This is a genomic window from Nitrospirillum guaranorum (assembly GCF_034653275.1).
Lineage (GTDB): Bacteria > Pseudomonadota > Alphaproteobacteria > Azospirillales > Azospirillaceae > Nitrospirillum.
In genome coordinates this window covers 1,331,349-1,354,008 of the sequence record NZ_JAYEES010000003.1, presented here as the reverse complement: position 1 = coordinate 1,354,008, position 22,660 = coordinate 1,331,349, and the positions used below count along the sequence as shown (strand labels likewise).

The following is a 22,660-nucleotide window of genomic DNA, read 5'->3' as shown; positions in this document are numbered from 1 at the left end:
CTCAAGCCGCCGAGCGCGCGGCCTGGGCCATGATGTCGTTGGCGGTGGGCACCCGGCCCACACCGGACTTCGCGCGCTTGGCCGCCATGGGCAGGATGGGGGCGGTGATGGCGCCGCCCTCGGCCGCGCGGCGCACGCTGCGCGCCACCTTGCTGTAGGCGCCCGTCTCGATCTGGCGGATGCGTTCCTTGCTGACGCCATAGTGCTGGGCCAGCCGCTCCAGCGTCACCGGCTCGTCCGCCAGGTTGCGGGAAATGAAGATGTGCCGCTCGCGGTCGCCCAGCGCCTTCAGGGCGTCCAGCATCAGGCCCTTGCGCTGACGCAGCTCGCTGCCCTCGGCCAGGCGGCTTTCCACCGATTCGGTGTCGTCCGCCAGCAGGTCCATGGCCTCCTGGTCATTATCCTCGCCCATGGAGACGTTCAGGGAGGCGACCGGTGTCGCGAAGCGATGCTCCATCTCGCGCACCTCCTCCACCGTGGCGTCCATCTCCACCGCGATGCGCTCCGCCTCCTCGTCCGTCATCATGCGGTCGTGGACGCCCAGCCGGCGCTGGGCCTGGCGCAGGTTGAAGAACAGGCGCTTCAGGGCGGCGGTGTTGCCCCCTTTCAGCATGGACCAATTGTGCAGGACATAGGACTGCACCTCCGCCCGGATCCACCACAGCGCGTAGGTGGCCAGGCGGAAGCCCCGCGACGGGTCGAACCGCTGCACCGCCTTCACCAGGCCGATGTTGGCTTCGGACACCAGGTCGCCCACCGGCAGGCCGGACCGGGCATAGCGGGAGGCGATCTTGATGGCCAGGCGCATATGGCTGTGCACCAATTCATCGGCGGCGCGCTGGTCCTGGCTGCCGGCCCAGCGGTTGGCAAGCTCAAGCTCACGCTCGGGCGACAGCATGGGGTAGCGGTTAGCCTGGGCCGTGTAGGCCCGCAGCAGGTCGACCGACTCAGAAGAGAATGAACCCATCGCCCGTCCCCTTTCAGTACCGTCCTGGCCGCATGTCGGCGCCGGACTTGTCCCAGAGTGAGGTGGTGGGAGCAGCAAATCCGACGCGCCCCGTTCACCACGCTGTCATCTTTTGCCGGGACATCTAAAGATTGGGTTAACGGCCTTGAACAAGCACGCGGCGTACCCAACGCCCTTTCCAACCGCTGGCAGAAACGGATAGTTCCGGCGCGCTTGGTGCCCATGGGGCGGATCATCCGAGTGAATGTCATCATGCAAGCCTTGCCCGCCGTGCCCGGCTGCGGCAGCATCCGGGGATAAGCAATCACTAACCGCGGGGCCGGACGCCACAGCGCCGCCGCCGGGGACACCTTGGGAGATGAGAAGATGAGTCACGCCGCGGTCCTGGTGGAGGATGGGAACGGGGTCCGCACCCTGGTGCTGAACCGGCCGGAAAAGCGCAACGCCCTGACCGGCGCCATGTATTCGGCCCTGGCCGAGGCGCTGACCGGCGCCGCCACGGATGACGCCGTGGGCGCGGTGCTGATCCAGGGATCGGGCGGCAGCTTCACCGCCGGCAACGACCTGGCGGACTTCCTGGCCGGACCGCCGCTATCGGCCGACACGCCGGTGATGCGCTTCCTGCGGGCGCTGGCCACGTTCCCCAAGCCCGTGGTGGCGGCGGTGGAAGGCCACGCGGTTGGCGTGGGCACCACCCTGCTGATGCACTGCGACCTGGTCTACGCCGCCCCCACCGCGCACTTCGCCATGCCCTTCGTCAGCCTGGGCCTGGTGCCGGAAGCGGGATCCAGCGTGCTGGCCGCCCGCCTGCTGGGCCACCCCCGCGCCGCCGCCATGCTGATGGCGGGTGAAGCGCTGACGGCCGACGCGGCGGAGGCGGCGGGCCTGATCAACGCCGTTATTCCGTCTGAAACGCTGTACGAGCATGCGGCGGCCAAGGCGGCGGCGCTGGCGGCCAAGCCGCGCACGGCCATGGCCAACACCAAGGCCCTGATGCGCCACGACACGCCCCAAGTGCTGGAGGCCATGGCGCGTGAGGCCACCCTGTTCGCCCAGGCGCTGACCAGCCCCGAGGCCAAGGCCGCCTTCCAGGCCTTCCTGTCCAAGGGCCGCTAACCCGGGGGAGCCTGACGGAGGGCGGAGACGGTTCCGCCCGTATCCCTGAGCGTCGGGGGTGCGGGCGGGTCCTGCCCGGTTGGGCGACGTAGGGCATCTTCGGGCCGGAAACACAAAAGCCGCGCCCGGTTGCCCGTCGCGGCTTTAACATACTGATCTGGCTGGGGAAGGATGGTGGGCGCGACAGGGATTGAACCTGTGACCCCTACCATGTCAAGGTAGTGCTCTCCCGCTGAGCTACGCGCCCATCCTTCGAAATCCGCCGATTTTTGCGGGGCCCCGTTGCCGGGGTCATCGGCGTGGGCGGCTGTGTAGCATCGCCCGAACCGGCTGGCAACCCTTCTGTTTCATCAAATCGAAAATTTTCTTCCCCATGCCGCTGATGGCCGCCGACCGCCTTGCCGGCGCCGGCCGTCGCCCCTGGCGATGCGCTGCGGGGACGACGTCAATCAGGAGGGCCAGCGGTCGGATGCCGGCCGTTGGGAATGCGGGGCTACGATGGCGGGGTGGGGTTCGCCTTCCCCAGCGGCGGGGTGCCGCTTACGGTCCCCATCGGGGCCGGCGCGGGAAATCAGTCCGCGTCACCTGGGATGCAGGATGGGACACTCGCGATTCCCATCCCAGGGACCATGGTGGAAAGGGCGCGGCGCCCGGAAATAAAGAAGGCCGCGCCTATCGGCGCGGCCTTGAGTTTAGGGAGGAAACGCCCAAGAAGTGCGTTACGACAGAACCACAATCGCGGCCATGTCGCACTGCACAATATGCCGATCGAGGCCCGGTTGATCAAGCGGAAAATGCACTGCGGGCGAAGAATCTTGATTATTCAGTCCATTGCCTGAGGGTGGTGAGAATCGGCTTACCCCGACCGTTGTGCGACGCAACACATTGATTCAAGAGAACATCATGTAATTGCGTTACATCGCGGGAGGCATCTCTGCCCCAATTTTCCGGCCTTATGGCGCAAACGCCACCACGGCGCCCGCGCCATGACCGGCGGCCTCCCCTACAATCTGGGGCATGACCGACACGCACCTGATATCCGGCCTGGTGACCAAGCGAGCCGAGCTGGGCGGCGAGATCGCGAAACTTCGGCGTCAGCTCCAGGCGCTGCTGAACGATCTTGATGCTATCGACCGGGTTCTCTTGATGGTGGGCTATGACAAGTCGCCGAATGCCATCAAGCCCATAGAGCGGCGTCCGGGCGGCCACCGCGATCCGTTCACCCATGTGCTAATCGATCTCCTTCGCGAGGCTGACGGGCCCATGTCCAGCAGCGCGCTTGTCCAACTGGTGATGCGGGCCGAGAACCAGGACGAAGGCGACCACGGCGCCTATCTCAACGCCAACAATGATGTGCGCATCGCGCTAAGGCGACTGCGCTCCAAGGGCATCGTCGAACGGCTCGGCGATGGATTGGAGTGCACCTGGCGACTCGCACAACAATGAGCATTGCTCATGGAAATGATTCCGGCACCCATGTCATAGTGCCGGCACCGTCACCGGGCTTGGTCGCTTGATGACGGCACGCAGTGCGCGTTCACACGGGGTTCCCGCTATGTCGGGCGGCCCACGGAATACAACACCCTCACACAACGGCGGGTCGCTCCCGGCGTTGGGGAATACGTGGGGCATGTCTCCCTGTGTGCATGCGACCAACCGCCCGGCGCCAGCTGGCTGGGGACGGGCAAGCACGGGGATAGGTCATGAAGCGTTTCTTCATTGCGTGCGCTGTCGCCGGCAGCGCAACGGTTGGTGCCGCCTGGGCGGGAGATGCCCAGCAGAAAATCGGGCTGACCAGCGAACAGGTCGCCCCCCCCTGGATGCTGGGAGCGCTCAGGTGTTCGTCGACTTCGTCAGGGTCAACAATTTCCAGTGCCGTCATGTGGACTTGGTACGGCGGTGCATCCTGGATCGATGCTTCGAGGTCCGCTGCGACCTTCAATGGACCTATGAGGTCCGCGAGTTCGCGAGAGGCGGCTATTACATCGTCGTGAAGTAGGGAGCCTCAGGCCGCGCGCTTCTGCCACCGACCGGTGAAGTCGATCGACATTGGCGACCGGCCGGCCTGGCCCGCGAGCCGCGAGAACAGAGCCCCATTGGGCTGGCGGCGGTGGTCTTCCCGCCAGCCCATTTCCGCCGCATAGCGCCCCAGGTAGAGGTCGCTGATCTGGTGGTACTGGCCCCACTCGGCGCGCCGCAACCGGCTGAAGAAGCTCTCCGCCTGGTTCGTGCAGGCCTCGTCGTGGCTGTAGGCGAAGCTGTGGTTGATCTGGCGGATCCGGAACTTGGTGCGCAGCGGTTCCCAGGAATGGGCTTCGTCGGTATGCACCGTGGTGCCCTTCTCGACACGGGCCTTGATGAAATCGGCCGACGCTTCCTCCGTCGGGAAGACGGCGGTGACCGTGCGGCCACCGCGTTCCCGGATCGCCACCACAACCTTGCGCTTGCCGGTCTGGTTCTTGGCCAAGCGCCGGTCCTTGCGGTTGGCCTTGTAGTTCGCCGGCCGGACATGGCCGCCCACATAGCAGCCGTCCACCTCGACAGTCTCGCCGGCTCCCCCGACATTGGCACCCTTCATCTCGGATGCCATCGCCTCGCGCAGCTTGTGGCAGAGCACCCAGGCAGCCTTGTAGGAGATGTCCATGTCCCGGCCGAGCTGAAGGGCGCTGATGCCCTTCACGGCGTTCACGAACAGCACGATCGCCGCCAGGTAATCCCGGATCGAGAGCTTGTGGTAGGCGAACAGCGTGCCGCTGGTGGGGCTGAAATCCTTCCGGCAGGCAGCACACCGGAAACGCGGAGTCGCGCCTCGCATCACGTCATAGCACCGACCATTGCCGCAGCAGGGGCACACCGGCGCACCATCGGTGTCCGGCCAGCGCAGACGCTGGAACAGCTTCCACGCATCCGCGTCCGTCAGGGACAGAACAGCCTTCAGGCTGATCGTCCGCGCGGCGGCAGAAAGGAGGAAGTGTTGGGACACGGAATATCACCAGATGCGATGTTGTTACATCGAATATGATGATGTTGAGGCTACGCCTTGTCAACGGCGATTACATCGAATATGGTGATGTTCACACCGAATATGGAGTTGACATGACCGGAATCGAATGGTCTGAGAGGGCCAAGGCCCTGCTGAAGGCCGAGCTGAAGCGGCGCAACGTCGGGTATCGGGAACTGGCAGAGAAGCTTACCGCAATGGGAATCCCGGAGACGGAACGCAACATTGCGAATAAGATCAGCCGTGGGGGATTCACGGCGGCGTTCTTACTGCAATGTCTATCAGCTATCGACTGTCATACGCTGCGGCTGTCGGAGCGCTGACGACGCTATGGTCGTCGGTAGGTTTTCCCACCGCAGCCCGTTTACCAATTGAGCAGGATAGTATAGCCAACCAAGGATATGGCGAAGCAAATCAGATAAAACACCCTGAATATGTTTCTATTCCAGATCCAGTTTCTGTAGCCAAGGAAACTGGTCATCAGGAAAAATATAGAGCTATATGTAGCGACCCAGAAGATGATGCCAAGGCACAATTGTGTCAGCAATGGCGATCTGCGGAGGGAACTCTTGAGCAGGCCGATTATATTCCTGCCACGTTCTGGATAAGTATAGGCGGTTTGGTCGTGAATGGCCTCGCCTTTGTCGCTCTCATACTTACTTTGAATCAAACTAGAAGGGCTGCTGACAAAGCATCTGAAGGGGTCGATGAGGCGAGAATAGCGAATAAAATAGCCGAGAGTTCGGCCAAGGAAAATACGGAGCTTGTGCGGCGATCTATTATTGAGAGCGACAGGGCATGGGTAAATGTTTCCGCCCATGCAAAAAATATAAATATTAGCTCCGAATGCGTCGAAATCGATGTCGTGATATCCATAGCCAATTGCGGAAACACGGTGGCGCCAAGAGTCATCCATTACGTCAATGGTTATGGTGGTATTGCTGCGGCAAGCCACGGAATTGAGATCGCGAAAAAACAAAATATGGTTCTTCTTTTGGGTATAATGCATTTTGATGTCATATTCCCCAATGGGACAATTTCGTTCGATAGAAAAATAACAGTGACATCTGACGACATTATAAGGTCCATGGAGATTGAGAGAGGTTCGCTTGAATCTGGCGAAGAAATTGCAGAAAGTTCCATCTGCATTGTTTGTAGCGTGTACTATATTCTTCCAGGCGATAGACTGACTAGATATAGCATATTTACATTTGGTATTTACGATGACGAAGCTGTTCCAGCTGCTTTCTCCCCACATGATATGCTGGCCAATGCTAAGGCAGGACTTCATTTGAAGCTGATCGGTATGCTGACCGAGATATCCTAGATCTACAGGCAGCGCCGAAGTTCTCTCTGCCGGTCCGACGAAGAGGAAAAGCCCGAGCAGGACTGAGATGGCTGCGGCCGTCTGGCGGAGCGAGCGCTTCATATCACCGCCCTCCCGCCGTGGTGGCGTTTGCGCCATAAGGCCGCAATTTTCTTACACCAATGATATTGACAGCGCTGTCTCCGCCACGCTCTAAGTCGGGTGCGGAAAACGCGCGCGGGCGGGGTTTCCCCCAAGGCGCGTCCCCTATCTGTATAATGGGGTACGCACCCCGGCGGCCGGGCATAAGGTCGGCCGGGTCGTTGGAACGGGAAGGAAACGGAAAAGGAAGGCGTCACCCATGCAGGGCCTCTCGCTCTTGGCGGACATCGGCGGCACCAACGCCCGGTTTGCCCTCTCCGAGTCCTCGGAAACGGCGCCGCACGACGCCCACGCCGCCAGCATCTCGGGCGTGCGCATCCTGCCCTGTGCCGACTACCCCTCGCTGGAGGCGGCGGCGGAGGCCTATCTGGCGTTGGAGGCGCCGGGCGCCCGGCCCAAGCAGGCCGCCATCGCCCTGGCGGGCCCCGTGACCGGCGACCGCATCCGCATGACCAACCTGCCGTGGGAGTTCTCGATCGACGGCGTGCGCCGCTCGCTGTCGCTGGACCGGCTGGAGGTGGTCAACGACTTCACCGCCGTGGCCCTGTCCATTCCCGCCCTGGGCGCCGACGACCGGGCGCAGGTGGGGGATGGCGCGCCCGTGGCGGACGCGCCCATCGCCGTCCTGGGCCCGGGCAGCGGCCTGGGCGTCTCATCCCTGATCCCGCGCAAGCGCAGCAACGGCCAGCCCGGCTGGACCGCGCTGGCGACCGAAGGCGGCCACGTCACCATGGCCCCCGTGAACGACCGGGAGTCGGCCATCCTGGGCGTGCTGCGCAAGCAGTTCGACCATGTGTCGGCGGAGCGCGTGCTGTCCGGCCCCGGCCTGGTGAACCTGTATGAGGCCGTGTGCCTGGCCGACGGCAAGGAGCCGGCGCGCCTGACCGCCGCCCAGATCACAGCGGCCGCCACGACCCACGCCGGCGATCCCGCCTGCATCGAGGCGCTGGAAACCTTCTGCGGCATGCTGGGCACCGTGGCCGGCAATCTGGCCCTGTCCATCGGCGCGCGCGGCGGCGTCTACATCGCCGGCGGCATCGCGCCCCGCATCCTGTCCTTCTTCACCCACAGCCGCTTCCGCAAGCGCTTCGTGGAAAAGGGCCGCATGCGCGACTACCTGGGCCCCATCCCCACCTACGTGGTGACCCACCCGCTGCCGGCCTTCCTGGGCCTGACCGCCAAGTTGGACGGCTAAGAAAATCGAGCGCACGGATTGCCCGGGGCGCTCGATTTCCTTCAGATACAAAGGGCGGCATCAGCCCCCCGTCTCCGCGTCCTCGGGCGGCGCCTCGCCCCAGCGGCGCAGGCGGCCGCTGTCGATGTCGAACAGGTCCAGGACGCGGCCGACGGTATGATCCACCAGCTCGTCCACGCTGTCCGGCCGGATGTACATGGCCGGCACCGGCGGGGCGATGATGGCCCCCATCTCGGCCAGCGCCGTGAGCGTGCGCAGGTGGCCCAGGTGCAACGGCGTCTCACGCACCATCAGCACCAGGCGCCGCCGCTCCTTCAGCACCACGTCCGCCGCCCGCGTCAGCAGGCTGGAGGTCACGCCGGTGGCGATCTCGCTCATGGTGCGGATGGAACAGGGCGCGATGACCATGCCCAGGGTGCGGAAGCTGCCGCTGGAGATGGCGGCGCCCACGTCGGCGATGGCGTGGTTGACGTCCGCCAGGGCCCGCACCTCGGCGGGTTTCATGTCCGTCTCATACGCCAGCGTCATCTCCGCCGACCGGCTCATCACCAGGTGGGTTTCGATGGGCAGGGGGCGCAGGGTTTCCAGCAGGCGCACGCCGTATCGCACGCCGGAGGCGCCGCTGATGCCGACGATGAGGCGGGAGGGGGCGTTGGTCATGATGCTGGGATGTAGCGCCGCGCCGCCGCCGCCGTCCACCGGAATTGTTTTTGGCGGAATTGCTTTTGCCGGAACTGGTTTTGGATGAAACGGCGGCGGCCAGAACGAACCCGCCATTATTTCCCCATCGCGAAGGGTCTTGTCGCGACGACGGTCTAAAAGCGGCACCGTCATGGACCTATGTTCATGGGCGTGCCGTTAACCATGGCCTCTCAAGCCATCCCCAGAAGGAACGGGTTCGACCATGACCACCACTCCCGATCTTTTCGCGCCCACCCATATCGGCGCCATCCCCGTCGCCAACCGCATCGCCATGGCGCCCCTGACCCGTGCCCGTGCCGGCATGGATGGCGTGCACACGCCGCTGGCCGTGGACTATTACCGCCAGCGCGCCACCGCCGGCCTGATCATCACCGAGGCCACCAACATCTCGCGCCAGGGGCGCGGTTACGCCTTTACGCCCGGCATCTACACGCCGGAGCATGTGACGGCGTGGAAGGCGGTGACGGACGCCGTGCATAATGCCGGCGGCCACATCGTGCTGCAGCTGTGGCACGTGGGGCGCATCTCCCACACCAGCCTGCAGGAGGGCGGGGCCGCGCCGGTGGCGCCCAGCGCCCTGCAGGCGGGCGGTGAGACCTATGTCGAGAACGGCTTCGCCCAGCCCTCCCCGCCCCGGGCCCTGGAGACGGCGGAGATCGCCGGCATCATCGACGACTACTGCAACGCCGCCCGCAACGCCAAGGCCGCCGGCTTCGACGGGGTGGAGGTGCACTCCGCCAACAACTACCTGCTGGAGCAGTTCATCCGCGACAGCACCAACCATCGCACCGACCGCTACGGCGGCAGCGTGGAGAATCGCACCCGCCTGACGGTGGAGGTGGCCCAGGCGGTGGCCGAGATCTGGGGATCGGACCGCGTGGGCGTGCGCCTGTCGCCCATCACCCAGGCGGCGGGCAACACACCGCTGGACAGCGATCCCAACGGCACCTACGGCTTCCTGGCCGAGCGGCTGGGTGAACTGAACCTGGCCTACCTGCACTGCGTGGAAGGCCAGACGCGCGGCCCCAACGGCGCCCAGAACTTCGACTTCCAGGCCCTGCGCCGGAAGTTCGGTGGCGGCTACATCGCCAACAACGGCTATGACCGCGACCTGGCGGCCCGCACCATCGCCGAGGGCCGCGCGGACATGGTGGCCTTCGGCCGCCCCTTCATCGCCAACCCCGACCTGGTGCACCGGCTGAAGACCGGCGCGCCGTTGGCCCAGGCCCCGCAGGAGGCCTTCTACGGCGGCGGCGCCAAGGGCTACACCGACTGGCCCAGCGCGGCTTGACGCCGCTTGCCTCAAACGCCGGCAGGCGCATCCGCGCCTTTGGCTTATCCTCCCTTTGCAGTCCGCTGCCGCTCCCCGCAAAGGTCCGGCGCCTGCAGTCGCGGGCTACCACCGGCATGACACCTCATGCCGGTGGGGAGGCTGGACGTTTGGGAAAAGAAAAGGGCGGCCTCTCGCGGGGCCGCCCTTTTGCTGTGTCCGGGATGGGATCAGAGGATCAGTCCTCGATCTCCTCCTCGCGGTCCTCGTCCTCAAGGGCCGCCTGTTCAGCGGCCAGGGCGCGGTCCTCGGCCGTTTCCAGCAGGGTGGTCGTCTCCAGCTCCGGTTCCGGCAGGCCACGGCGCGCGCGGGACAGCGCCGCCTCCAGCTCACGCTGGCTGCACAGGCCCAGCAGCACGGGGCTGCGCGGCTTGATGTTGCTGGTGTTCCAGTGGGTCTTGTCGCGCACCGCGGCGATGGTCGGCTTGGTGGTGCCGATCAGGCGGGAAATGGCGGCGTCCGACAGTTCCGGGTGGTTCTTCAGCAGCCAGGCGATGCCATCGGGCTTGTCGCCGCGCTTGGTCACCGGGGTGTAGCGCGGGCCCTTGGCGCGCGCGATCGGCTGCGGCAGGTCGTGGATGCGAATCTGCAGCTTCAGGTCCGGGTTCTTCTCGCAGCGCTCGATCTCATCCTTGGTCAACTCGCCGTTGCCCACCGGATCGCGCCCGACCATGCCGATCGCCACCTCGCCATCGGCGATGGCCTGCACTTCCAGCGAGTGCATGCCGCAGAACTCGGCGATCTGCTCAAAGGACAGCGCGGTGTTCTCAACCAACCAGACCGCGGTCGCCTTCGGCATCAAGGGCAGTGCCATGCTTCCTCCTAACCCGTGGCGGAACGTCCCGCCAACACGCATCAAAACCCGTGAACAAGGTCGCGAAAAGCAATATCCGCCCGTCGCGCGGGCTGAAGGCCCCACGCAGCCGGACGGAAAACTGTGACGCGTACATGAGCTATATAGAGGCACCCGACGGGCGAGGCCACGCCTTTTTATGGGCTTGGCCCCACTTGTCGCGGCCTTTTCCCGGCCTTAAACCGTTAAAACGATTTTGCCGACATGCTGACTGCTTTCCATCAGCGCGTGCGCCGCCGCCGCCTCTTCCAGGGCGAAGGTCTTGTAAATGATCGGGCGGACCTGGCCGTGGGCCAGCAGCGGCCACACTTTTTCCCGCAATGACTGGGCGATGGCGCCCTTTTCCTCCGCCGTGCGCGGCCGCAGGGTGGACCCGGTCAAGACCAGGCGCTTGGTCATCACCGGTGCCATGTTCAGCGTCACCTTGGCCCCGCGCAGGAAGGCGATGGTGACGTGGCGGCCCTGGTCGGCCAGGGCGTCGATGTTGCGCGGCACATAATCGCCGCCCACCATGTCCAGGATGACGTCCACACCCCGGCCGCCCGTGGCCTCCTTGACCACGGCGACGAAATCCTCGGCCTTGTAGTCGATGCCGCGCTCGGCACCGATGTCCTCACAGGCCTTGGCCTTGTCCGGGCCGCCGGCGGTGGCGAAGACGCGGGCACCGAAGGCCTTGGCCAGCTGGATGGCCGTGGTGCCGATGCCGCTGGTACCACCGTGGACCAGGAAGCTTTCCCCGCCGCCAGCCGGCCGCGATCGAAGACGTTGGTCCAGACGGTGAAGAAGGTCTCCGGCAAAGCCGCCGCCTCCACCATGCTGAAGCCGGTGGGCACGGGCAGGCACTGGCCGGCCGGCGCCACGGCATGGTCGGCATAGCCGCCACCGTTAACCAGGGCGCAGACGGCGTCGCCCACGGCCCAACCCGTCACCCCCTGGCCCAGCGCCGCGACGGTGCCCGCCACCTCCAGCCCCGGCAGGTCGGACGCGCCGGGCGGCGGCGGGTAGCTGCCGGCGCGCTGCAGGCAGTCCGGCCGGTTGACGCCGGCGGCGGCCACACGGATCAGGATCTGACCGGGGCCCGGCTGCGGCGTCGGCCGCTCGATGGGCTTCAAGACCTCGGGCCCGCCGGGCTCGGTGATGGCGATGGCACGCATGGTTGCAGGATCTCCGCGACTACGTCCGGCGGGGGATGGTCCCCCCGCCGCTTGGGGTCTTGCACCATGTAGCCCCCCGGCGGCACAGTGACAACCGACACGCCGGAGGGTCACCTCTCCCCAGGACAAGGGAACCGCCCCATGGACACCGACGACATCGCCCCGCCGCCGAGCCGCCCCAGCAGCTTCCTGGACATCTCCCGCCTGTCGGTGGGGGAGCTGCGCGAATACCGCAACAGCCTGGAGGCGGAGATCGCGCGGGTGGACGACGCCATGAAGGCCAAGCAGGCCTCGCTGAACGCCGCCGCCGCGTTTTTCAAAAGCTAGACGGGCCCTAAACCGGTACAGCCTCGAAGGTCGCCGTATCCAAGGTGAAGGTGCCGTCGGCCTCGATGGCGAAATGGCCGCGCACCATGTCCGCCATGCGGTCCTGCAGGGAGCGGATGGCCGCCACATGGCTGTCCGGGGGACTCATGCGCCCGATCCAGCTGGCGAACTCCAGGCGCAGGCGCCGCTGTGTCACCCGGCCCACCTCAAACCGCGCGCCCGCTAGCGCCGCCCGCCATTCCGCCACCGCGTAATTGCGCACGTGCGAGGGGTCGCGCAGCAGCTCGATGGATTGCAGGAAGGTGTCCAGCAACGGGTGACCCGGCGTCACCACGTCCATGAAGACGGCGACGCCGGTCGGCTTCACCACCCGCCGCGCCTCCCTCAGGGCCGCCGCTAGGTCCGGCCAGTGGTGGGCGCTGTAGCGGCTGACCACGGCGCAGAAGGCCGCGTCGTCGGCCGGCACCGCGTCGGCCCGGCCCACCCGCGTCTCGATATTGTCCAGGCCCCGCCGCCCGGCCTCCGCCACCACGGCGTCCAGCATGTCGGGCGACAGGTCGCAGGCCGTCACCCGGCCCACATGGGGAGCCACGGTGAAGGCGACGTGCCCGCCGCCACAGCCCAAGTCCAGAACGCTCTTGTAGCCCTTGCCCGTCACCAGGCCGGCCAGCTGGCGCAAATCCTCGCCCTGGGCGTGGACGGCGCTGGCGACATAAGCGGCGGCCTGCGGCCCGAATTGGCCGGCCACCAGCGATTCCTGGTCCCGGCCCCCAACCAGGTGAGGCGCATGCTGGGTGGTCATTCCCTACTCCATTTCTTGGGTCAAGACTGCCCCGGTCAGGCGGGGTGGAGCGGCAGGATGGCACGTCCTTAAACTGGTACCAGATCCAGGTTTATACTGGTATCAATCGCCACCACCCAATCTCAGAGGCCCCGCGCCCATGGACATCCTGGACACCTCGAAGCGGCGCGAGCTGGGGGAGTTCGTGCGGGCGCAGCGGGAACGGCTGGCGCCGGCGGCCCTGGGCCTGGCGCCCGGGCCCCGTCGCCGCACGCCGGGCCTGCGGCGGGAGGAGCTGGCGCAGCTGAGCGGCGTCAGCGTCACCTGGTACACTTGGATCGAGCAGGGCCGCGACGTCTCCATCTCCCCCGCCGCCCTGGCCCGCCTGGCCCAGGCGCTGCGCCTATCGGCGGCGGAACGGGCCTATCTGTTTGACCTGGCCGGCAAGCGCGATCCGGACGGGGCCGCCGCCGGGGACGACGCGCCGGTGCCGGCGGCGCTGGACGCCCTGGTGCGGGGCATCGCCCACCCCGCCTATCTGCTGGACCGGACCTGGAACGCCCTGGTCTGGAACACGGCGGCCGCGCGCCTGTTCACCGGCTGGCTGGACCCACCCGACCCAGGCGGCGACCGCAACCAGCTGCGCTATCTGTTCCTGAACCCCGCCGCCCAGGCCTTGATCCCCGACTGGGCGGAGCGGGCCCGGCGGGTGGTGGCGGAGTTCCGGGTGGATTACAGCCACCACCTGAATGACCCCGGCATGCGGGCCCTGGTGGCGGACCTCAGCCAGCGCAGCCCCCTGTTCGCCGACCTGTGGCACGCCCACACCGTCATCGCCCGCGCGGGTGGCGAGCGCGCCTTCCACCACCCGGCCGACGGCCCCCTGCGCTATGAGCAGCTGACCTTCACCCTGGCGGGGCAGACGGATGTGAAGCTGGTGACGCTGGTTCCCCTACCTGGGGTGCCGGCAGGCTGATCAGGCCGGGACTCGCCCCTTCACCCACAAGAGCGCCGCGACGCGCAACGCGCTGGACAGGTTGCCGTCGCGGTTGCCGTCGATCTCCTCCACCAAGGCGTTGATCGACAGGCCCCGGGCCACGGCCATGTCCTTCAGCGTTTCCCAGAACGGCTCCTCCAGCGTCACGCTGGTGGGGTGGCCGGCGATCAGGACGGAACGCTTGCGCAGGGTCATGCGGTGGCTCGCTGATGCTCGGTCACGGCGTCGACCACGGCGCGGGTCAGGAAGGCCAGGTCGTCGGCGGCCATGGTATAGGACGGGGTGAGGTAGACGATGCGGCCGAAGGGCCGCACCCAGACGCCCCGGTCGATCAGGCGCCGCTTCAGGCCGTTCATGTCGGCGATGCGCTCCAGTTCCACCACGCCGATGGCGCCCAGGGTGCGCACGTCCTTCACGCCGAGCAGGTCACGGCAAGGCTCCAGCCCCGTCGCCAAGCCCTGGGAGATCGCGGCCACCTGGGCCAGCCTGGGCTCGCCCTCGAACAGGTCGAGGGAGGCGTTGGCGGCGGCGCAGGCCAGGGGGTTGGCCATGTAGGTGGGGCCATGCATCAGCGCCGCCTGGGCGTTGTCCGACCAGAAGGCCTGGAACACCCGGTCGCTCGCCACCGTGGCCGCCAGGGCCATGGTGCCGCCGGTCAGGGCCTTGGACAGGGTGACGATGTCCGGCACCACCCCGGCGGCTTGGCACGCGAACATCGCGCCGGTGCGGCCGAAGCCCGTGAAGATCTCATCGAAGATCAGCAGCAGGCCGTGGCGGTCGGCGGCGGCGCGCAGGGTGCGCAGCACCTGGGCGTCATGGAACAGCATGCCGCCCGCCCCCTGCACCAGCGGTTCCACCAGGATGGCGGACAAGGTGTTGGCATGCTGGGCCAAGTCGCGCTCAAACCGCGCCGTGGACTGCTCATCCACCGGCAGGTCCAGGATGAGGTGTTCGGGCAGCAAACCTGAGAACAGGCTGTGCATGCCCTCCTCCGGGTCGCACACGGCCATGGTGGCGATAGTGTCGCCATGATAGCCGCCGCGAAAGGCCGCCAGCTTGGTGCGGCCGGGCACGCCCCGGTTCAGCCAGTATTGCGTCGCCATCTTCATGGCGATCTCGACGGAGACGGAGCCGCTGTCGCAGAAGAACACGCGGGTCAAGTCGCCGGGCAGCATCGTCGCCAGGCGGGACGCCAGGGTATAGGCCGGCTCATGCGCCAGGCCGCCGAACATGACGTGCGGCATCCGCGCCATCTGTTCGGCCACCTTGTCACGGATGTGGGGGTGGTTGTAGCCGTGGCAGGCCGTCCACCAGCTGGCCACCCCATCCACCAGTTGCCGGCCATCGGCCAAGGTCAGGCGGACCCCCTCCGTCGCCACCACGGGCAGGGGCGGCAGGGCCGTCTTCATCTGGGTGTAGGGCAGCCAGATGTGCCGGCCGCCCTGCTGAAACCAGTCGTTCCGGTTCAGGAACGATCCAGCACTACCCATGATTACGCACCGCAGCTGTCGTCGCTGCAGCCCTCTTCCACCACGTCCATGGTGGTCATGCCCAGGCGGGCCAGCAGCCGCTTGTCATGGTCGGCCACCGGGTTGGCGGTGGTCAGCAGCTTGGGCCCGTAGAAGATGGAATTGGCGCCGGCCAGGAAGCACAGGGCCTGGGTCTCGTCGCTCATGCCCTCGCGGCCGGCCGACAGGCGAACCATGGAGGCCGGCATGGTGATGCGGGCCACGGCGATGGTGCGCACGAAGTCGATCGCATCCAACGCGTCCTTGCCGCCCAGGGGCGTGCCGTCCACCTTCATCAGCATGTTGATCGGCACGCTTTCGGGATGCTGCGGCAGGGTGGCCAGCGTGTGGATCATGCCCACGCGATCGGTCAAATCCTCGCCCATACCGACGATGCCGCCGCAGCAGACATTGATGCCGGCCTCACGCACATTGGCCAGGGTGTCCAGCCGATCCTGGTAGGTGCGGGTGGTGATGACGTTGCCGTAGTACTCGGGCGAGGTGTCGATGTTGTGGTTGTAGTAGTCCAGCCCCGCCTCCTTCAGCCGCAGGGCCTGGCCGGCGTTCAGCATGCCGAGCGTGACGCAGGATTCCATACCCAGCGCCTTCACGCCTTCCACCATGGCGCAGACCGATTCCAGGTCCTGGTCCTTGGGCGACCGCCAGGCGGCCCCCATGCAGAAGCGGGTGGCGCCGGCGTCCTTTGCGGCCTTGGCCTCGGCCAGCACCTTCTGCACCTCCATGAGCTTGGACGCCTTCAGGCCCGTCTCATGGTGCGCGCTCTGGGAGCAATAGCCGCAGTCCTCCGGGCAGCCGCCGGTCTTGATCGACAGCAGGGTGGAGATCTGGACCTGGGTGGGATCGAAGCGGCGGCGATGCACGGCGGCGGCCCGGAACACCAGCTCGGTGAAGGGCAGGTCGAACAGCGCCTGGATCTCGGCGCGCGTCCAGTCGGTGCGCACGTCGTCGCTCTCCAGGACCGGGGTGAAGGCGGCGGGGCGGCTGATGTCGATGGCGGTCACGGGTGCGTTTCCTTGGGGAATACCGGGGCGATACCGGGGCCTGGCCGAAGCTCAAGGCCAGCGCGCACCTAACGGCAGCGGCGGGGACCGGTCAAGAAAAACCGGGGCGGCGCCTGCCGCCAAGGGATCTCGCGGAAACTTGGTGAGAGCCAACCTGCTTGGCGCGACAGATGATTGCGCGACTCTAGGGGAACACCGCTTCAAGAATTGAGATCACCACTTGGCCGACAATCTCGAACAGCCAGAACCAATCGTTCAGGCGTTCAGCCAACCGAGACTCTTCCTCAGCCACAGCGCCCTCACATGTCCATGGATCAAAACAAGCCGAACAGCAGCCCCAGCGCGATGTCGATGACTGCCCGCTTACCCCAGGCGCGTGTTTTGGCTTCCCGCCGGCGAAAAAATGGCATGACCTTTCCCCTGCTCACGTCATCCATAGGCGGAGATGGGGGCGACGTTTGACACCCGCAACCCAGGCGCCGCACTTTCGCACGCGTATCGCGGACTCTTGCGGCTAAGCTCCGCCCGACCTTCTCAATCAATGGCGCGCCCATGCAGTCCCTGACCGAATTCGCCGAGGCCAAGCTGGCCGAGATGGACGCCGCCTCGCTGCGCCGCCGATTGGTGGACAGCGATCGCGACGGCGACGGCGGCCTTTGGATCACGCGCGGCGACCGGCGCCTGTTGTCCTTTTCCTGCAACGATTACCTGAACCTGGCTCACGACCCCCGGGTGAAGGCGGCGGCCGTGGCGGCGGTGGAGCGGTATGGCGTGGGGGCCGCCGCCTCGCGCCTGGTCACCGGCAACCACCCGCTCTACACCGTGCTGGAGCAGAAGCTGGCGGCCCTGAAGGGCACGGAGGCGGCCTGCGTCTTCGGTTCCGGCTATCTGGCCAACGCGGGCATCATCCCCACCTTCGTCGGCGCCAAGGATCTGGTGGTGGTGGATGAACTGGCGCACGCCTGCATCTGGGCCGGCGCCAAGCTGTCCGGCGCCACGCTGCGCATCTTCCGCCATAACGACGTGGACCATGCCGCCCAGGTGCTGGCCACCTACCGGCCCCGCCATGGCCGCGCCCTGCTGGTGACGGACGGCGTCTTTTCCATGGACGGGGATCTCGCCCCCCTGCCCGACCTGGCCAGCCTGTGCGAGCGGCATGACACCTGGCTGATGACCGACGACGCCCACGGCATCGGCGTGCTGGCCCAGGGCCGGGGGTCCAGCTTCGCCTTCGGCGACAAGGCGCAGGTGCCGTTGCAGATGGGCACCTTGAGCAAGGCGGTGGGCGGCTATGGCGGCTATCTCTGCGGTTCCCAGGCGGTCATCGACCTGGTGAAGACGCGGGCGCGCACCCTGATCTATTCCACCGGCCTGCCGCCCGCCACGGTGGCCGGCGCCATCGCATCGCTGGACATCATCCGGGGTGACCCCGACCTGTGCGCCCTGCCCCTGGCCAAGGCCCGGCGGTTCACCGCCCTGTTGAACCTGCCCGCCGCCGAAAGCCCCATCGTGCCCATCGTGCTGGGCGGCGCCGAGGTCACCTTGCGGGCCCAGCGCCTGCTGGAGGAGGAGGGCCTGCTGGTCACCGCCATTCGTCCGCCCACCGTGCCGGCCGGCACCGCCCGCCTGCGCGTCACCTTCACCGCCCGCACGCCGGATGCGGAGATCGAGCGCCTGGCCGGCCTGATCCGCACCCACGTGCTGCCGCTTAAAAGTGTCGAGAGCCCCGAATGACCGTCCCCGCCTTTTTCGTCACCGCCACCGGCACCGACATCGGCAAGACCTTCGTGACAGCCGGCCTGGTGCGCCGCCTGCGCGCCAAGGGCATCGCCGCCACCGCCCTTAAGCCCGTGGTCAGCGGCATCGATGTGGAGGATGCCGCCAGCCTGGCGGCCAGCGACCCCGCCCAACTGTTGACTGCCATGGGCCGCCCGGTGACGCCGGCCGAGGTGGCGCGCATCAGCCCGCACCGCTACCGCGCCCCCCTGTCGCCCGACATGGCGGCGGCGCGCGAGGGCCACCCCCTGGACGTGGACGGCATGATCGAATGGTGCCGGGAAAAGGCCGCCTTCGCTGCCGACCCCCTGTTCATCGAGGGCGTGGGCGGCGCCATGGTGCCGCTGGACGACAGCCGCACGGTGCTGGACTGGATGGTGGCGCTGGACCTGCCCCTGCTGCTGGTCACCGGCAGCTATCTCGGCACCCTCAGCCACACCCTGACCGCCCTGGACGTGCTGGCCCGCCGGGGCCTGAATGTGGCCGCCATCGCCGTCAGCGCCACCCCAGGCGCCACCGTGCCCATGGCCGAAACCCTGGCCACCCTGACCCGCTTCGCCCCCGGCATCCCCCTGACGGCGGTGCCGAGGGTGGATCGGGTGGAAGAGGCGGACGCGGCGTTCGACGCGCTGCTGGCGACGCTGGGGCTGTAAGTCCAAGGTGCTTGCAGGACTTCACACGGCATTGATGGCACTATCGGCAGCATGTCAACCGACGATAATAAAGCCACCACTCCACGCTCGACGCGCCTCGACCATGAAGCGGTTGCAGCAGCGGTAATGCGTGTGCAGCAGCTGACCAAGCAATACGGAACCCCTGGTCGCAGCTTGGCCGATGAATTGATCGCCGGGCGTCGGGTGGAAGCTGAGCAAGGATGAACCTCAGCTCAGCGCCGTCTCCGCCCGGATCTCACGGATCAGGTTTTCCATGCGGCGCAGCAGGGCTTCGGCCACCTTCAGCGGCACGATCACCACGTCATCCTCGGCGTCGAACCCGCCTTGGCGGCGGATGACGATTTCATCCCGGGGGTTGGCGTAGACCGCCACGGCGGTGGCCATGTCGGCCACGATGCTTCCCTGGTCCAGATGCCCCCATTGAAACGCGCCGGCCATATCGTCCTCCATCGCTGACAATGCGAAGAACAAACTAGGAACGATCAAGGCACAGAACGGGAATTCAGGCAAGGGGAATTTTGTTACTCCGTCGCTGCGGTCGGCTTCGCGATGCGCAGCACCGCCCCGTCCGGGCGGGCGATCTCAATGATCGTTTCCACACGCACCAGGCGACGGTCGAGGTCCCGCATATCCTTGGTCAACTCGGAAACCGCGGCGCTTACCGAGACAACCTTGCTGTTCAACTCGATGGTCGTCTTGAGACCGTTCAAAATATCCTTGAGCGTGCTCATGCGCCGGTCCCGGCCCGCAATTGTTGGCGGGTCAATTCAATGTCCGCCAACGCCTTGTCCAGGGCCGCGGCCGCATCCAGGTTGCTGCGATCCAGTTCCGCCACCAGCGCCGCCAACTGGTTGAGCAATGTCGCTTCCTCGGGATCGAACGCGTCAACTGATCGCCGCACGAACTCCCCCACCGAGACGCCCACCTTTCTGGCTTTGGCCTCCAGGTTGGCCTTCTCGGACGGCGTCATCAATGTGGTGACTCTTTCCGTCGCCAATTCCTGCACCGCCAGCATGGATCACCTCATTATCATGACCTGCACATGATAATGAGGTGATCATCTTTTCTTTACAAGCGCGCTCAACTGGGATGGATCATGTCCTCCGGCCTCACCCAGGCGTCGAACTCCGCCTCGGTCAGGAAGCCCAGGGCCAGGCCGGCGGCCTTCAGAGTGGTGCCTTCGGCGTGGGCCTTCTTGGCGATCTTGGCGGCCTTGTCATAGCCGATGTGCGGGTTCAGGGCCGTCACCAGCATGAGGCTTTCGTGCAGCGACTTGGCGATGCGGTCCTCGTTCGCCGTGATGCCCACCACGCAATTGTCGGTGAAGCTGACGGCGGCGTCCGCCAGCAGGCGGATGGACTGGGCCACGTTGTAGATGATGACGGGCTTGAAGACGTTCAGCTCGAAATGGCCGGTGGCGCCGGCGATGGTGACGGTGGTGTGGTTGCCCATCACCTGGGCGCACACCATGGTCATGGCCTCGGACTGCGTCGGGTTGACCTTGCCGGGCATGATGGAACTGCCGGGCTCGTTCTCCGGCAGGCTCAGCTCCCCGATGCCGCAGCGGGGGCCGGAGCCCAGCAGACGGATGTCGTTGGCCACCTTCATGAGCGAGGCCGCCAGGGTGTTCAGCACACCCGACACCTCCACCAGGCTGTCGTGCGTCGCCAGCGCCTCGAACTTGTTGGGGGCGGTGACGAAGGGCAGGCCGGTCAGGTCCGCCACCTCGGCGGCGAAGGCGGCGTCAAAGCCCTTCTTGGCGTTCAGGCCCGTGCCCACCGCCGTGCCGCCCTGGGCCAGGCGCAGCAGCGCCGGCAACGCCGCCTTCACCCGCGCCACCCCATAGGCCAGCTGCTGGGCGTAGCCGGAGAATTCCTGCCCCAGGGTCAGGGGTGTCGCGTCCTGCAGGTGGGTGCGGCCGATCTTGACGATGTCCTTGAACGCGTCGGCCTTGGCGGCCAGGGCGTCGCGCAGATGCTCCAGCGCCGGCACCAGGGTGCGGTGCAGTTCCACCGCCGCCGCGATGTGCATGGCGGTGGGGAAGCTGTCGTTGGACGACTGGCCCCGGTTCACATGGTCGTTGGGGTGCACCGGCTTCTTCGACCCCATCTCCCCGCCCAGCAATTCGATGGCGCGGTTGGAGATGACCTCGTTGGCGTTCATGTTGGTCTGGGTACCGGATCCGGTCTGCCAGACCACCAGGGGGAAGTGGTCGTCCAGCTTGCCGGCCGCCACCTCCGCCGCCGCCTGGATGATGGCGCGGCCCAGCGCCTCGTCCAGCTCCCCCAGCTTCACGTTGGCCTGGGCCGCCGCCTGCTTCTGGATGCCCAGGGCATGGACCAGGGCCGGCGGCATGCGCTCCCCCCGATCTTGAAGTTGCCCAGGGACCGCTGGGTCTGGGCACCCCAGTAGCGGTCGGACGGCACCTCCAGCGGGCCGAAGCTGTCGGTTTCGGTGCGGGTGCCCTGTTTGGCTTCAAGGACCATGTCAATGCTCTCCAGGCTGGTCAGGGGTGGAGTTTACCCAAATCCCCTCGGGCCCTGCCATGTCAGCGCTTGTCGAGGATGTTGCCTATGGCGCCAAACACACCCCCCTCTTCCCGGGTTCCCACGAGGGAGGAGGCCAGCATGCGGCCGGCCAGGCGGGAGAAGGGCAGGCTTTGCAGCCACACCTTGCCGGGGCCGCGCAGCCGGGCGAAGAACAGACCCTCGCCACCGAACAGCATGGACTTGATGCCGCCCACCTGCTCCACGTCGAAATCGATGTCGGCGGTCATGGCGGCCAGGCAGCCGGTGTCCACGTGGATGACCTCGCCGGGGGCCAGCGTGCGCTCCACCAGGGTGCCGCCCATGTGGATGAAGACGATGCCGTCGCCTTCCAGCTTCTGCATGATGAAACCGTCGCCGCCGAACAGCCCGGTCAGGATGCGGCGCTGGAAATAGATGCCGATGGCGACGCCGCGCGCCGCCGCCAGGAAGCTGTCCTTGTGGCAGATCAGGCGCCCGCCGTAGTCGGCCAGCTTCAGGGCGGAGATGGTGCCGGGATAGGGCGCGGAAAAGGCCACCGTGCCCGGGCCGCCGCCGCGCTGGGTGAAGACGGTGGTGAACAGGGTGGAGCCGGAAAGCACGCGCTTGCCCGCCCCCCACAGCTGGTCCAGCACGCTGCCGCCGTCACGGGTGGAGCCGTCACCGAAGATGGTGTTCATGTCCACGCTGGCGTCCTTGTACAGCAGGGCGCCGGCCTCGGCGATGGCGCTCTCACCGGGCGCCAGGCTCACCGCCACGTACTGCATCTCATGACCGTGGATGGTGTAGTCCAGGGCGCTGGCCGGGCCCGGCGGCGGCGGGGTGAAGGGGTTGCCGCCCCCGGCGAAGGCGCCCCAGATGCCGCCACCGCCCGGCGGGGGCGGAGGCGGCGGGGACGAGGCGGTGCCGCCATACAGCTCCGCCACCTGGCCCACGGGCAGCCAGTCGGTGAAGCCCTCCCGCCAGCAATGGGCGCCCGGATTGGCGCGGGCGAAGTTGCGCGCCGCCGCATCATCCAGGGGGCCCGCCTGCTGCTGGCCGTTGTGGAAGAACCATTCCGTCATGGCACCGCACCCCTTCTCTGTTCAACCGGGCCGTTCGTGTCCCCCGCGGACCAGCCCTTGGTATCGCCCCCTTTTAGCAAGATGGCGCCGCCCTCACCAGCGCTGGCCCCATTCCCGCCGGGCCATCTGGCCCCCTTTGCCGCAGGTTCGCGCCTGTGACAGTGCCTGGGGGAATATTCCACCAGCCCGGGCGTCTTTCG

General features: G+C 66.7%; 23 protein-coding genes, 1 tRNA gene and 2 pseudogenes. 11 read left to right on the top strand and 15 right to left on the bottom strand.

Features of this window, described 5'->3' with window-relative positions; genetic code table 11:
* Position 1: 1 nt before the first annotated feature.
* A complete protein-coding gene (locus UAJ10_RS15150; protein ID WP_322916108.1) occupies positions 2-967 on the bottom strand; it encodes an RNA polymerase factor sigma-32 in 966 nt (321 codons plus the stop codon).
* 366 nt (positions 968-1,333) lie between these two features.
* On the opposite strand from UAJ10_RS15150, the gene UAJ10_RS15145 reads away from it, so the two are divergent.
* On the top strand, positions 1,334-2,083 hold the full coding sequence (locus UAJ10_RS15145; RefSeq protein ID WP_322916107.1) for an enoyl-CoA hydratase-related protein: 750 nt from the start codon (positions 1,334-1,336) through the stop codon (positions 2,081-2,083).
* Positions 2,084-2,255: 172 nt separating this feature from the next.
* Here the strand turns inward: UAJ10_RS15145 and UAJ10_RS15140 are convergent.
* Positions 2,256-2,330: transfer RNA gene (locus UAJ10_RS15140), tRNA-Val, on the bottom strand.
* A gap of 770 nt (positions 2,331-3,100) precedes the next feature.
* On the opposite strand from UAJ10_RS15140, the gene UAJ10_RS15135 reads away from it, so the two are divergent.
* Both UAJ10_RS15135 and UAJ10_RS15130 read left to right on the top strand, forming a co-directional pair.
* On the top strand, positions 3,101-3,529 hold the full coding sequence (locus tag UAJ10_RS15135) for a hypothetical protein (RefSeq protein WP_322916106.1): 429 nt from the start codon (positions 3,101-3,103) through the stop codon (positions 3,527-3,529).
* Positions 3,530-3,920: 391 nt separating this feature from the next.
* Positions 3,921-4,082, top strand: coding sequence for a hypothetical protein (locus UAJ10_RS15130; protein WP_322916105.1), 162 nt, complete (start codon positions 3,921-3,923; stop codon positions 4,080-4,082).
* A gap of 6 nt (positions 4,083-4,088) precedes the next feature.
* Here the strand turns inward: UAJ10_RS15130 and UAJ10_RS15125 are convergent, their stop codons facing one another.
* Positions 4,089-5,066 carry an IS1595 family transposase gene (locus tag UAJ10_RS15125; RefSeq protein WP_322916104.1) on the bottom strand — a complete coding sequence of 326 codons (978 nt, stop codon included), beginning with the start codon at positions 5,064-5,066 and terminating at the stop codon, positions 4,089-4,091.
* Between the two features lie 35 nt (positions 5,067-5,101).
* On the opposite strand from UAJ10_RS15125, the gene UAJ10_RS15120 reads away from it, so the two are divergent.
* The 3 genes from UAJ10_RS15120 (at position 5,102) to UAJ10_RS15110 (ending at position 7,747) form a co-directional block, all read left to right on the top strand.
* The gene (locus UAJ10_RS15120) at positions 5,102-5,407 is read left to right on the top strand and encodes a DUF6471 domain-containing protein (RefSeq protein ID WP_322916103.1); all 306 of its coding nucleotides are present in this window, start codon (positions 5,102-5,104) and stop codon (positions 5,405-5,407) included.
* On the top strand, positions 5,359-6,411 hold the full coding sequence (locus tag UAJ10_RS15115) for a hypothetical protein (protein WP_322916102.1): 1,053 nt from the start codon (positions 5,359-5,361) through the stop codon (positions 6,409-6,411). Before UAJ10_RS15120 ends, UAJ10_RS15115 begins: the two co-directional genes overlap by 49 nt.
* Before the next feature lie 250 nt (positions 6,412-6,661).
* Positions 6,662-7,747 (top strand): glucokinase, encoded by a 1,086-nt coding sequence (locus tag UAJ10_RS15110; RefSeq protein ID WP_322917331.1) that lies wholly within the window; start codon positions 6,662-6,664, stop codon positions 7,745-7,747.
* 60 nt (positions 7,748-7,807) lie between these two features.
* Here the strand turns inward: UAJ10_RS15110 and UAJ10_RS15105 are convergent, their stop codons facing one another.
* Entirely contained in the window at positions 7,808-8,407 is a 600-nt protein-coding gene (locus UAJ10_RS15105; RefSeq protein ID WP_322916101.1) for a UbiX family flavin prenyltransferase, read from the bottom strand.
* 244 nt (positions 8,408-8,651) lie between these two features.
* On the opposite strand from UAJ10_RS15105, the gene UAJ10_RS15100 reads away from it, so the two are divergent.
* Positions 8,652-9,740 (top strand): alkene reductase, encoded by a 1,089-nt coding sequence (locus tag UAJ10_RS15100; protein ID WP_322916100.1) that lies wholly within the window; start codon positions 8,652-8,654, stop codon positions 9,738-9,740.
* A gap of 217 nt (positions 9,741-9,957) precedes the next feature.
* Here the strand turns inward: UAJ10_RS15100 and UAJ10_RS15095 are convergent, their stop codons facing one another.
* The gene (locus UAJ10_RS15095) at positions 9,958-10,593 is read right to left on the bottom strand and encodes a DUF1013 domain-containing protein (RefSeq protein ID WP_322916099.1); all 636 of its coding nucleotides are present in this window, start codon (positions 10,591-10,593) and stop codon (positions 9,958-9,960) included.
* Between the two features lie 216 nt (positions 10,594-10,809).
* A pseudogene (locus tag UAJ10_RS15090) lies at positions 10,810-11,786 on the bottom strand (NAD(P)H-quinone oxidoreductase).
* Between the two features lie 141 nt (positions 11,787-11,927).
* On the opposite strand from UAJ10_RS15090, the gene UAJ10_RS15085 reads away from it, so the two are divergent.
* Positions 11,928-12,113: a DUF1192 domain-containing protein gene (locus tag UAJ10_RS15085; protein WP_322916098.1), complete on the top strand. Its 186-nt coding sequence runs from the start codon at positions 11,928-11,930 to the stop codon at positions 12,111-12,113.
* 7 nt (positions 12,114-12,120) lie between these two features.
* Here UAJ10_RS15085 and UAJ10_RS15080 read toward each other — a convergent pair whose 3' ends face one another.
* Entirely contained in the window at positions 12,121-12,915 is a 795-nt protein-coding gene (locus tag UAJ10_RS15080) for a class I SAM-dependent methyltransferase (RefSeq protein ID WP_322916097.1), read from the bottom strand.
* Positions 12,916-13,054: 139 nt separating this feature from the next.
* Here UAJ10_RS15080 and UAJ10_RS15075 point away from each other — a divergent pair, with 139 nt between their 5' ends.
* A complete protein-coding gene (locus UAJ10_RS15075; protein WP_322916096.1) occupies positions 13,055-13,870 on the top strand; it encodes a helix-turn-helix transcriptional regulator in 816 nt (271 codons plus the stop codon).
* Here the strand turns inward: UAJ10_RS15075 and UAJ10_RS15070 are convergent, their stop codons facing one another.
* The 3 genes from UAJ10_RS15070 to bioB are packed head-to-tail and all read right to left on the bottom strand — an operon-like array spanning position 13,871 to position 16,421.
* Entirely contained in the window at positions 13,871-14,086 is a 216-nt protein-coding gene (locus UAJ10_RS15070) for a ribbon-helix-helix domain-containing protein (protein ID WP_322916095.1), read from the bottom strand.
* The gene (locus UAJ10_RS15065) at positions 14,083-15,381 is read right to left on the bottom strand and encodes an adenosylmethionine--8-amino-7-oxononanoate transaminase (protein WP_322916094.1); all 1,299 of its coding nucleotides are present in this window, start codon (positions 15,379-15,381) and stop codon (positions 14,083-14,085) included. The genes UAJ10_RS15070 and UAJ10_RS15065 overlap by 4 nt, the downstream gene beginning before the upstream one ends.
* A 2-nt stretch (positions 15,382-15,383) precedes the next feature.
* Positions 15,384-16,421 (bottom strand): biotin synthase BioB, encoded by a 1,038-nt coding sequence (gene bioB, locus UAJ10_RS15060; RefSeq protein ID WP_416235370.1) that lies wholly within the window; start codon positions 16,419-16,421, stop codon positions 15,384-15,386.
* A 552-nt stretch (positions 16,422-16,973) separates the two neighbouring features.
* Between bioB and UAJ10_RS15055 the strand changes: the two genes are divergently transcribed.
* Both UAJ10_RS15055 and bioD read left to right on the top strand, forming a co-directional pair.
* Complete coding sequence (locus UAJ10_RS15055) at positions 16,974-18,155, top strand: aminotransferase class I/II-fold pyridoxal phosphate-dependent enzyme (RefSeq protein ID WP_322916093.1); 1,182 nt, start codon at positions 16,974-16,976, stop codon at positions 18,153-18,155.
* A complete protein-coding gene (gene bioD, locus UAJ10_RS15050; protein ID WP_322916092.1) occupies positions 18,152-18,850 on the top strand; it encodes a dethiobiotin synthase in 699 nt (232 codons plus the stop codon). Before UAJ10_RS15055 ends, bioD begins: the two co-directional genes overlap by 4 nt.
* A gap of 228 nt (positions 18,851-19,078) precedes the next feature.
* Here the strand turns inward: bioD and UAJ10_RS15045 are convergent, their stop codons facing one another.
* The 5 genes and pseudogenes from UAJ10_RS15045 to UAJ10_RS15025 all read right to left on the bottom strand — a co-directional run bounded on the left by UAJ10_RS15045 (position 19,079) and on the right by UAJ10_RS15025 (position 22,460).
* The gene (locus UAJ10_RS15045) at positions 19,079-19,309 is read right to left on the bottom strand and encodes a hypothetical protein (protein ID WP_322916091.1); all 231 of its coding nucleotides are present in this window, start codon (positions 19,307-19,309) and stop codon (positions 19,079-19,081) included.
* A gap of 83 nt (positions 19,310-19,392) precedes the next feature.
* Positions 19,393-19,602, bottom strand: a complete 210-nt coding sequence (locus tag UAJ10_RS15040) for a hypothetical protein (RefSeq protein ID WP_322916090.1) — start codon at positions 19,600-19,602, stop codon at positions 19,393-19,395.
* Positions 19,599-19,886: a plasmid mobilization protein gene (locus tag UAJ10_RS15035; RefSeq protein WP_322916089.1), complete on the bottom strand. Its 288-nt coding sequence runs from the start codon at positions 19,884-19,886 to the stop codon at positions 19,599-19,601. The genes UAJ10_RS15040 and UAJ10_RS15035 overlap by 4 nt, the downstream gene beginning before the upstream one ends.
* Before the next feature lie 65 nt (positions 19,887-19,951).
* Positions 19,952-21,357: pseudogene (gene fumC, locus UAJ10_RS15030) on the bottom strand (class II fumarate hydratase).
* Between the two features lie 62 nt (positions 21,358-21,419).
* A complete protein-coding gene (locus UAJ10_RS15025; protein ID WP_416235369.1) occupies positions 21,420-22,460 on the bottom strand; it encodes an AIM24 family protein in 1,041 nt (346 codons plus the stop codon).
* Between the last annotated feature and the right edge of the window lie 200 nt (positions 22,461-22,660).

What these genes read in the sequence shown, in the direction of transcription:
- UAJ10_RS15150 (WP_322916108.1), bottom strand. Translation starts at nt 967, where the DNA reads ATGGGTTCATTCTCTTCTGAGTCGGTCGACCTGCTGCGGGCCTACACG.
- UAJ10_RS15145 (WP_322916107.1), top strand. Translation starts at nt 1,334, where the DNA reads ATGAGTCACGCCGCGGTCCTGGTGGAGGATGGGAACGGGGTCCGCACC.
- UAJ10_RS15135 (WP_322916106.1), top strand. Translation starts at nt 3,101, where the DNA reads ATGACCGACACGCACCTGATATCCGGCCTGGTGACCAAGCGAGCCGAG.
- UAJ10_RS15120 (WP_322916103.1), top strand. Translation starts at nt 5,102, where the DNA reads ATGATGATGTTGAGGCTACGCCTTGTCAACGGCGATTACATCGAATAT.
- UAJ10_RS15115 (WP_322916102.1), top strand. Translation starts at nt 5,359, where the DNA reads ATGTCTATCAGCTATCGACTGTCATACGCTGCGGCTGTCGGAGCGCTG.
- UAJ10_RS15105 (WP_322916101.1), bottom strand. Translation starts at nt 8,407, where the DNA reads ATGACCAACGCCCCCTCCCGCCTCATCGTCGGCATCAGCGGCGCCTCC.
- UAJ10_RS15100 (WP_322916100.1), top strand. Translation starts at nt 8,652, where the DNA reads ATGACCACCACTCCCGATCTTTTCGCGCCCACCCATATCGGCGCCATC.
- UAJ10_RS15095 (WP_322916099.1), bottom strand. Translation starts at nt 10,593, where the DNA reads ATGGCACTGCCCTTGATGCCGAAGGCGACCGCGGTCTGGTTGGTTGAG.
- UAJ10_RS15085 (WP_322916098.1), top strand. Translation starts at nt 11,928, where the DNA reads ATGGACACCGACGACATCGCCCCGCCGCCGAGCCGCCCCAGCAGCTTC.
- UAJ10_RS15080 (WP_322916097.1), bottom strand. Translation starts at nt 12,915, where the DNA reads ATGACCACCCAGCATGCGCCTCACCTGGTTGGGGGCCGGGACCAGGAA.
- UAJ10_RS15075 (WP_322916096.1), top strand. Translation starts at nt 13,055, where the DNA reads ATGGACATCCTGGACACCTCGAAGCGGCGCGAGCTGGGGGAGTTCGTG.
- UAJ10_RS15070 (WP_322916095.1), bottom strand. Translation starts at nt 14,086, where the DNA reads ATGACCCTGCGCAAGCGTTCCGTCCTGATCGCCGGCCACCCCACCAGC.
- UAJ10_RS15065 (WP_322916094.1), bottom strand. Translation starts at nt 15,381, where the DNA reads ATGGGTAGTGCTGGATCGTTCCTGAACCGGAACGACTGGTTTCAGCAG.
- UAJ10_RS15055 (WP_322916093.1), top strand. Translation starts at nt 16,974, where the DNA reads ATGCAGTCCCTGACCGAATTCGCCGAGGCCAAGCTGGCCGAGATGGAC.
- bioD (WP_322916092.1), top strand. Translation starts at nt 18,152, where the DNA reads ATGACCGTCCCCGCCTTTTTCGTCACCGCCACCGGCACCGACATCGGC.
- UAJ10_RS15045 (WP_322916091.1), bottom strand. Translation starts at nt 19,309, where the DNA reads ATGGCCGGCGCGTTTCAATGGGGGCATCTGGACCAGGGAAGCATCGTG.
- UAJ10_RS15040 (WP_322916090.1), bottom strand. Translation starts at nt 19,602, where the DNA reads ATGAGCACGCTCAAGGATATTTTGAACGGTCTCAAGACGACCATCGAG.
- UAJ10_RS15035 (WP_322916089.1), bottom strand. Translation starts at nt 19,886, where the DNA reads ATGCTGGCGGTGCAGGAATTGGCGACGGAAAGAGTCACCACATTGATG.
- UAJ10_RS15025 (WP_416235369.1), bottom strand. Translation starts at nt 22,460, where the DNA reads ATGACGGAATGGTTCTTCCACAACGGCCAGCAGCAGGCGGGCCCCCTG.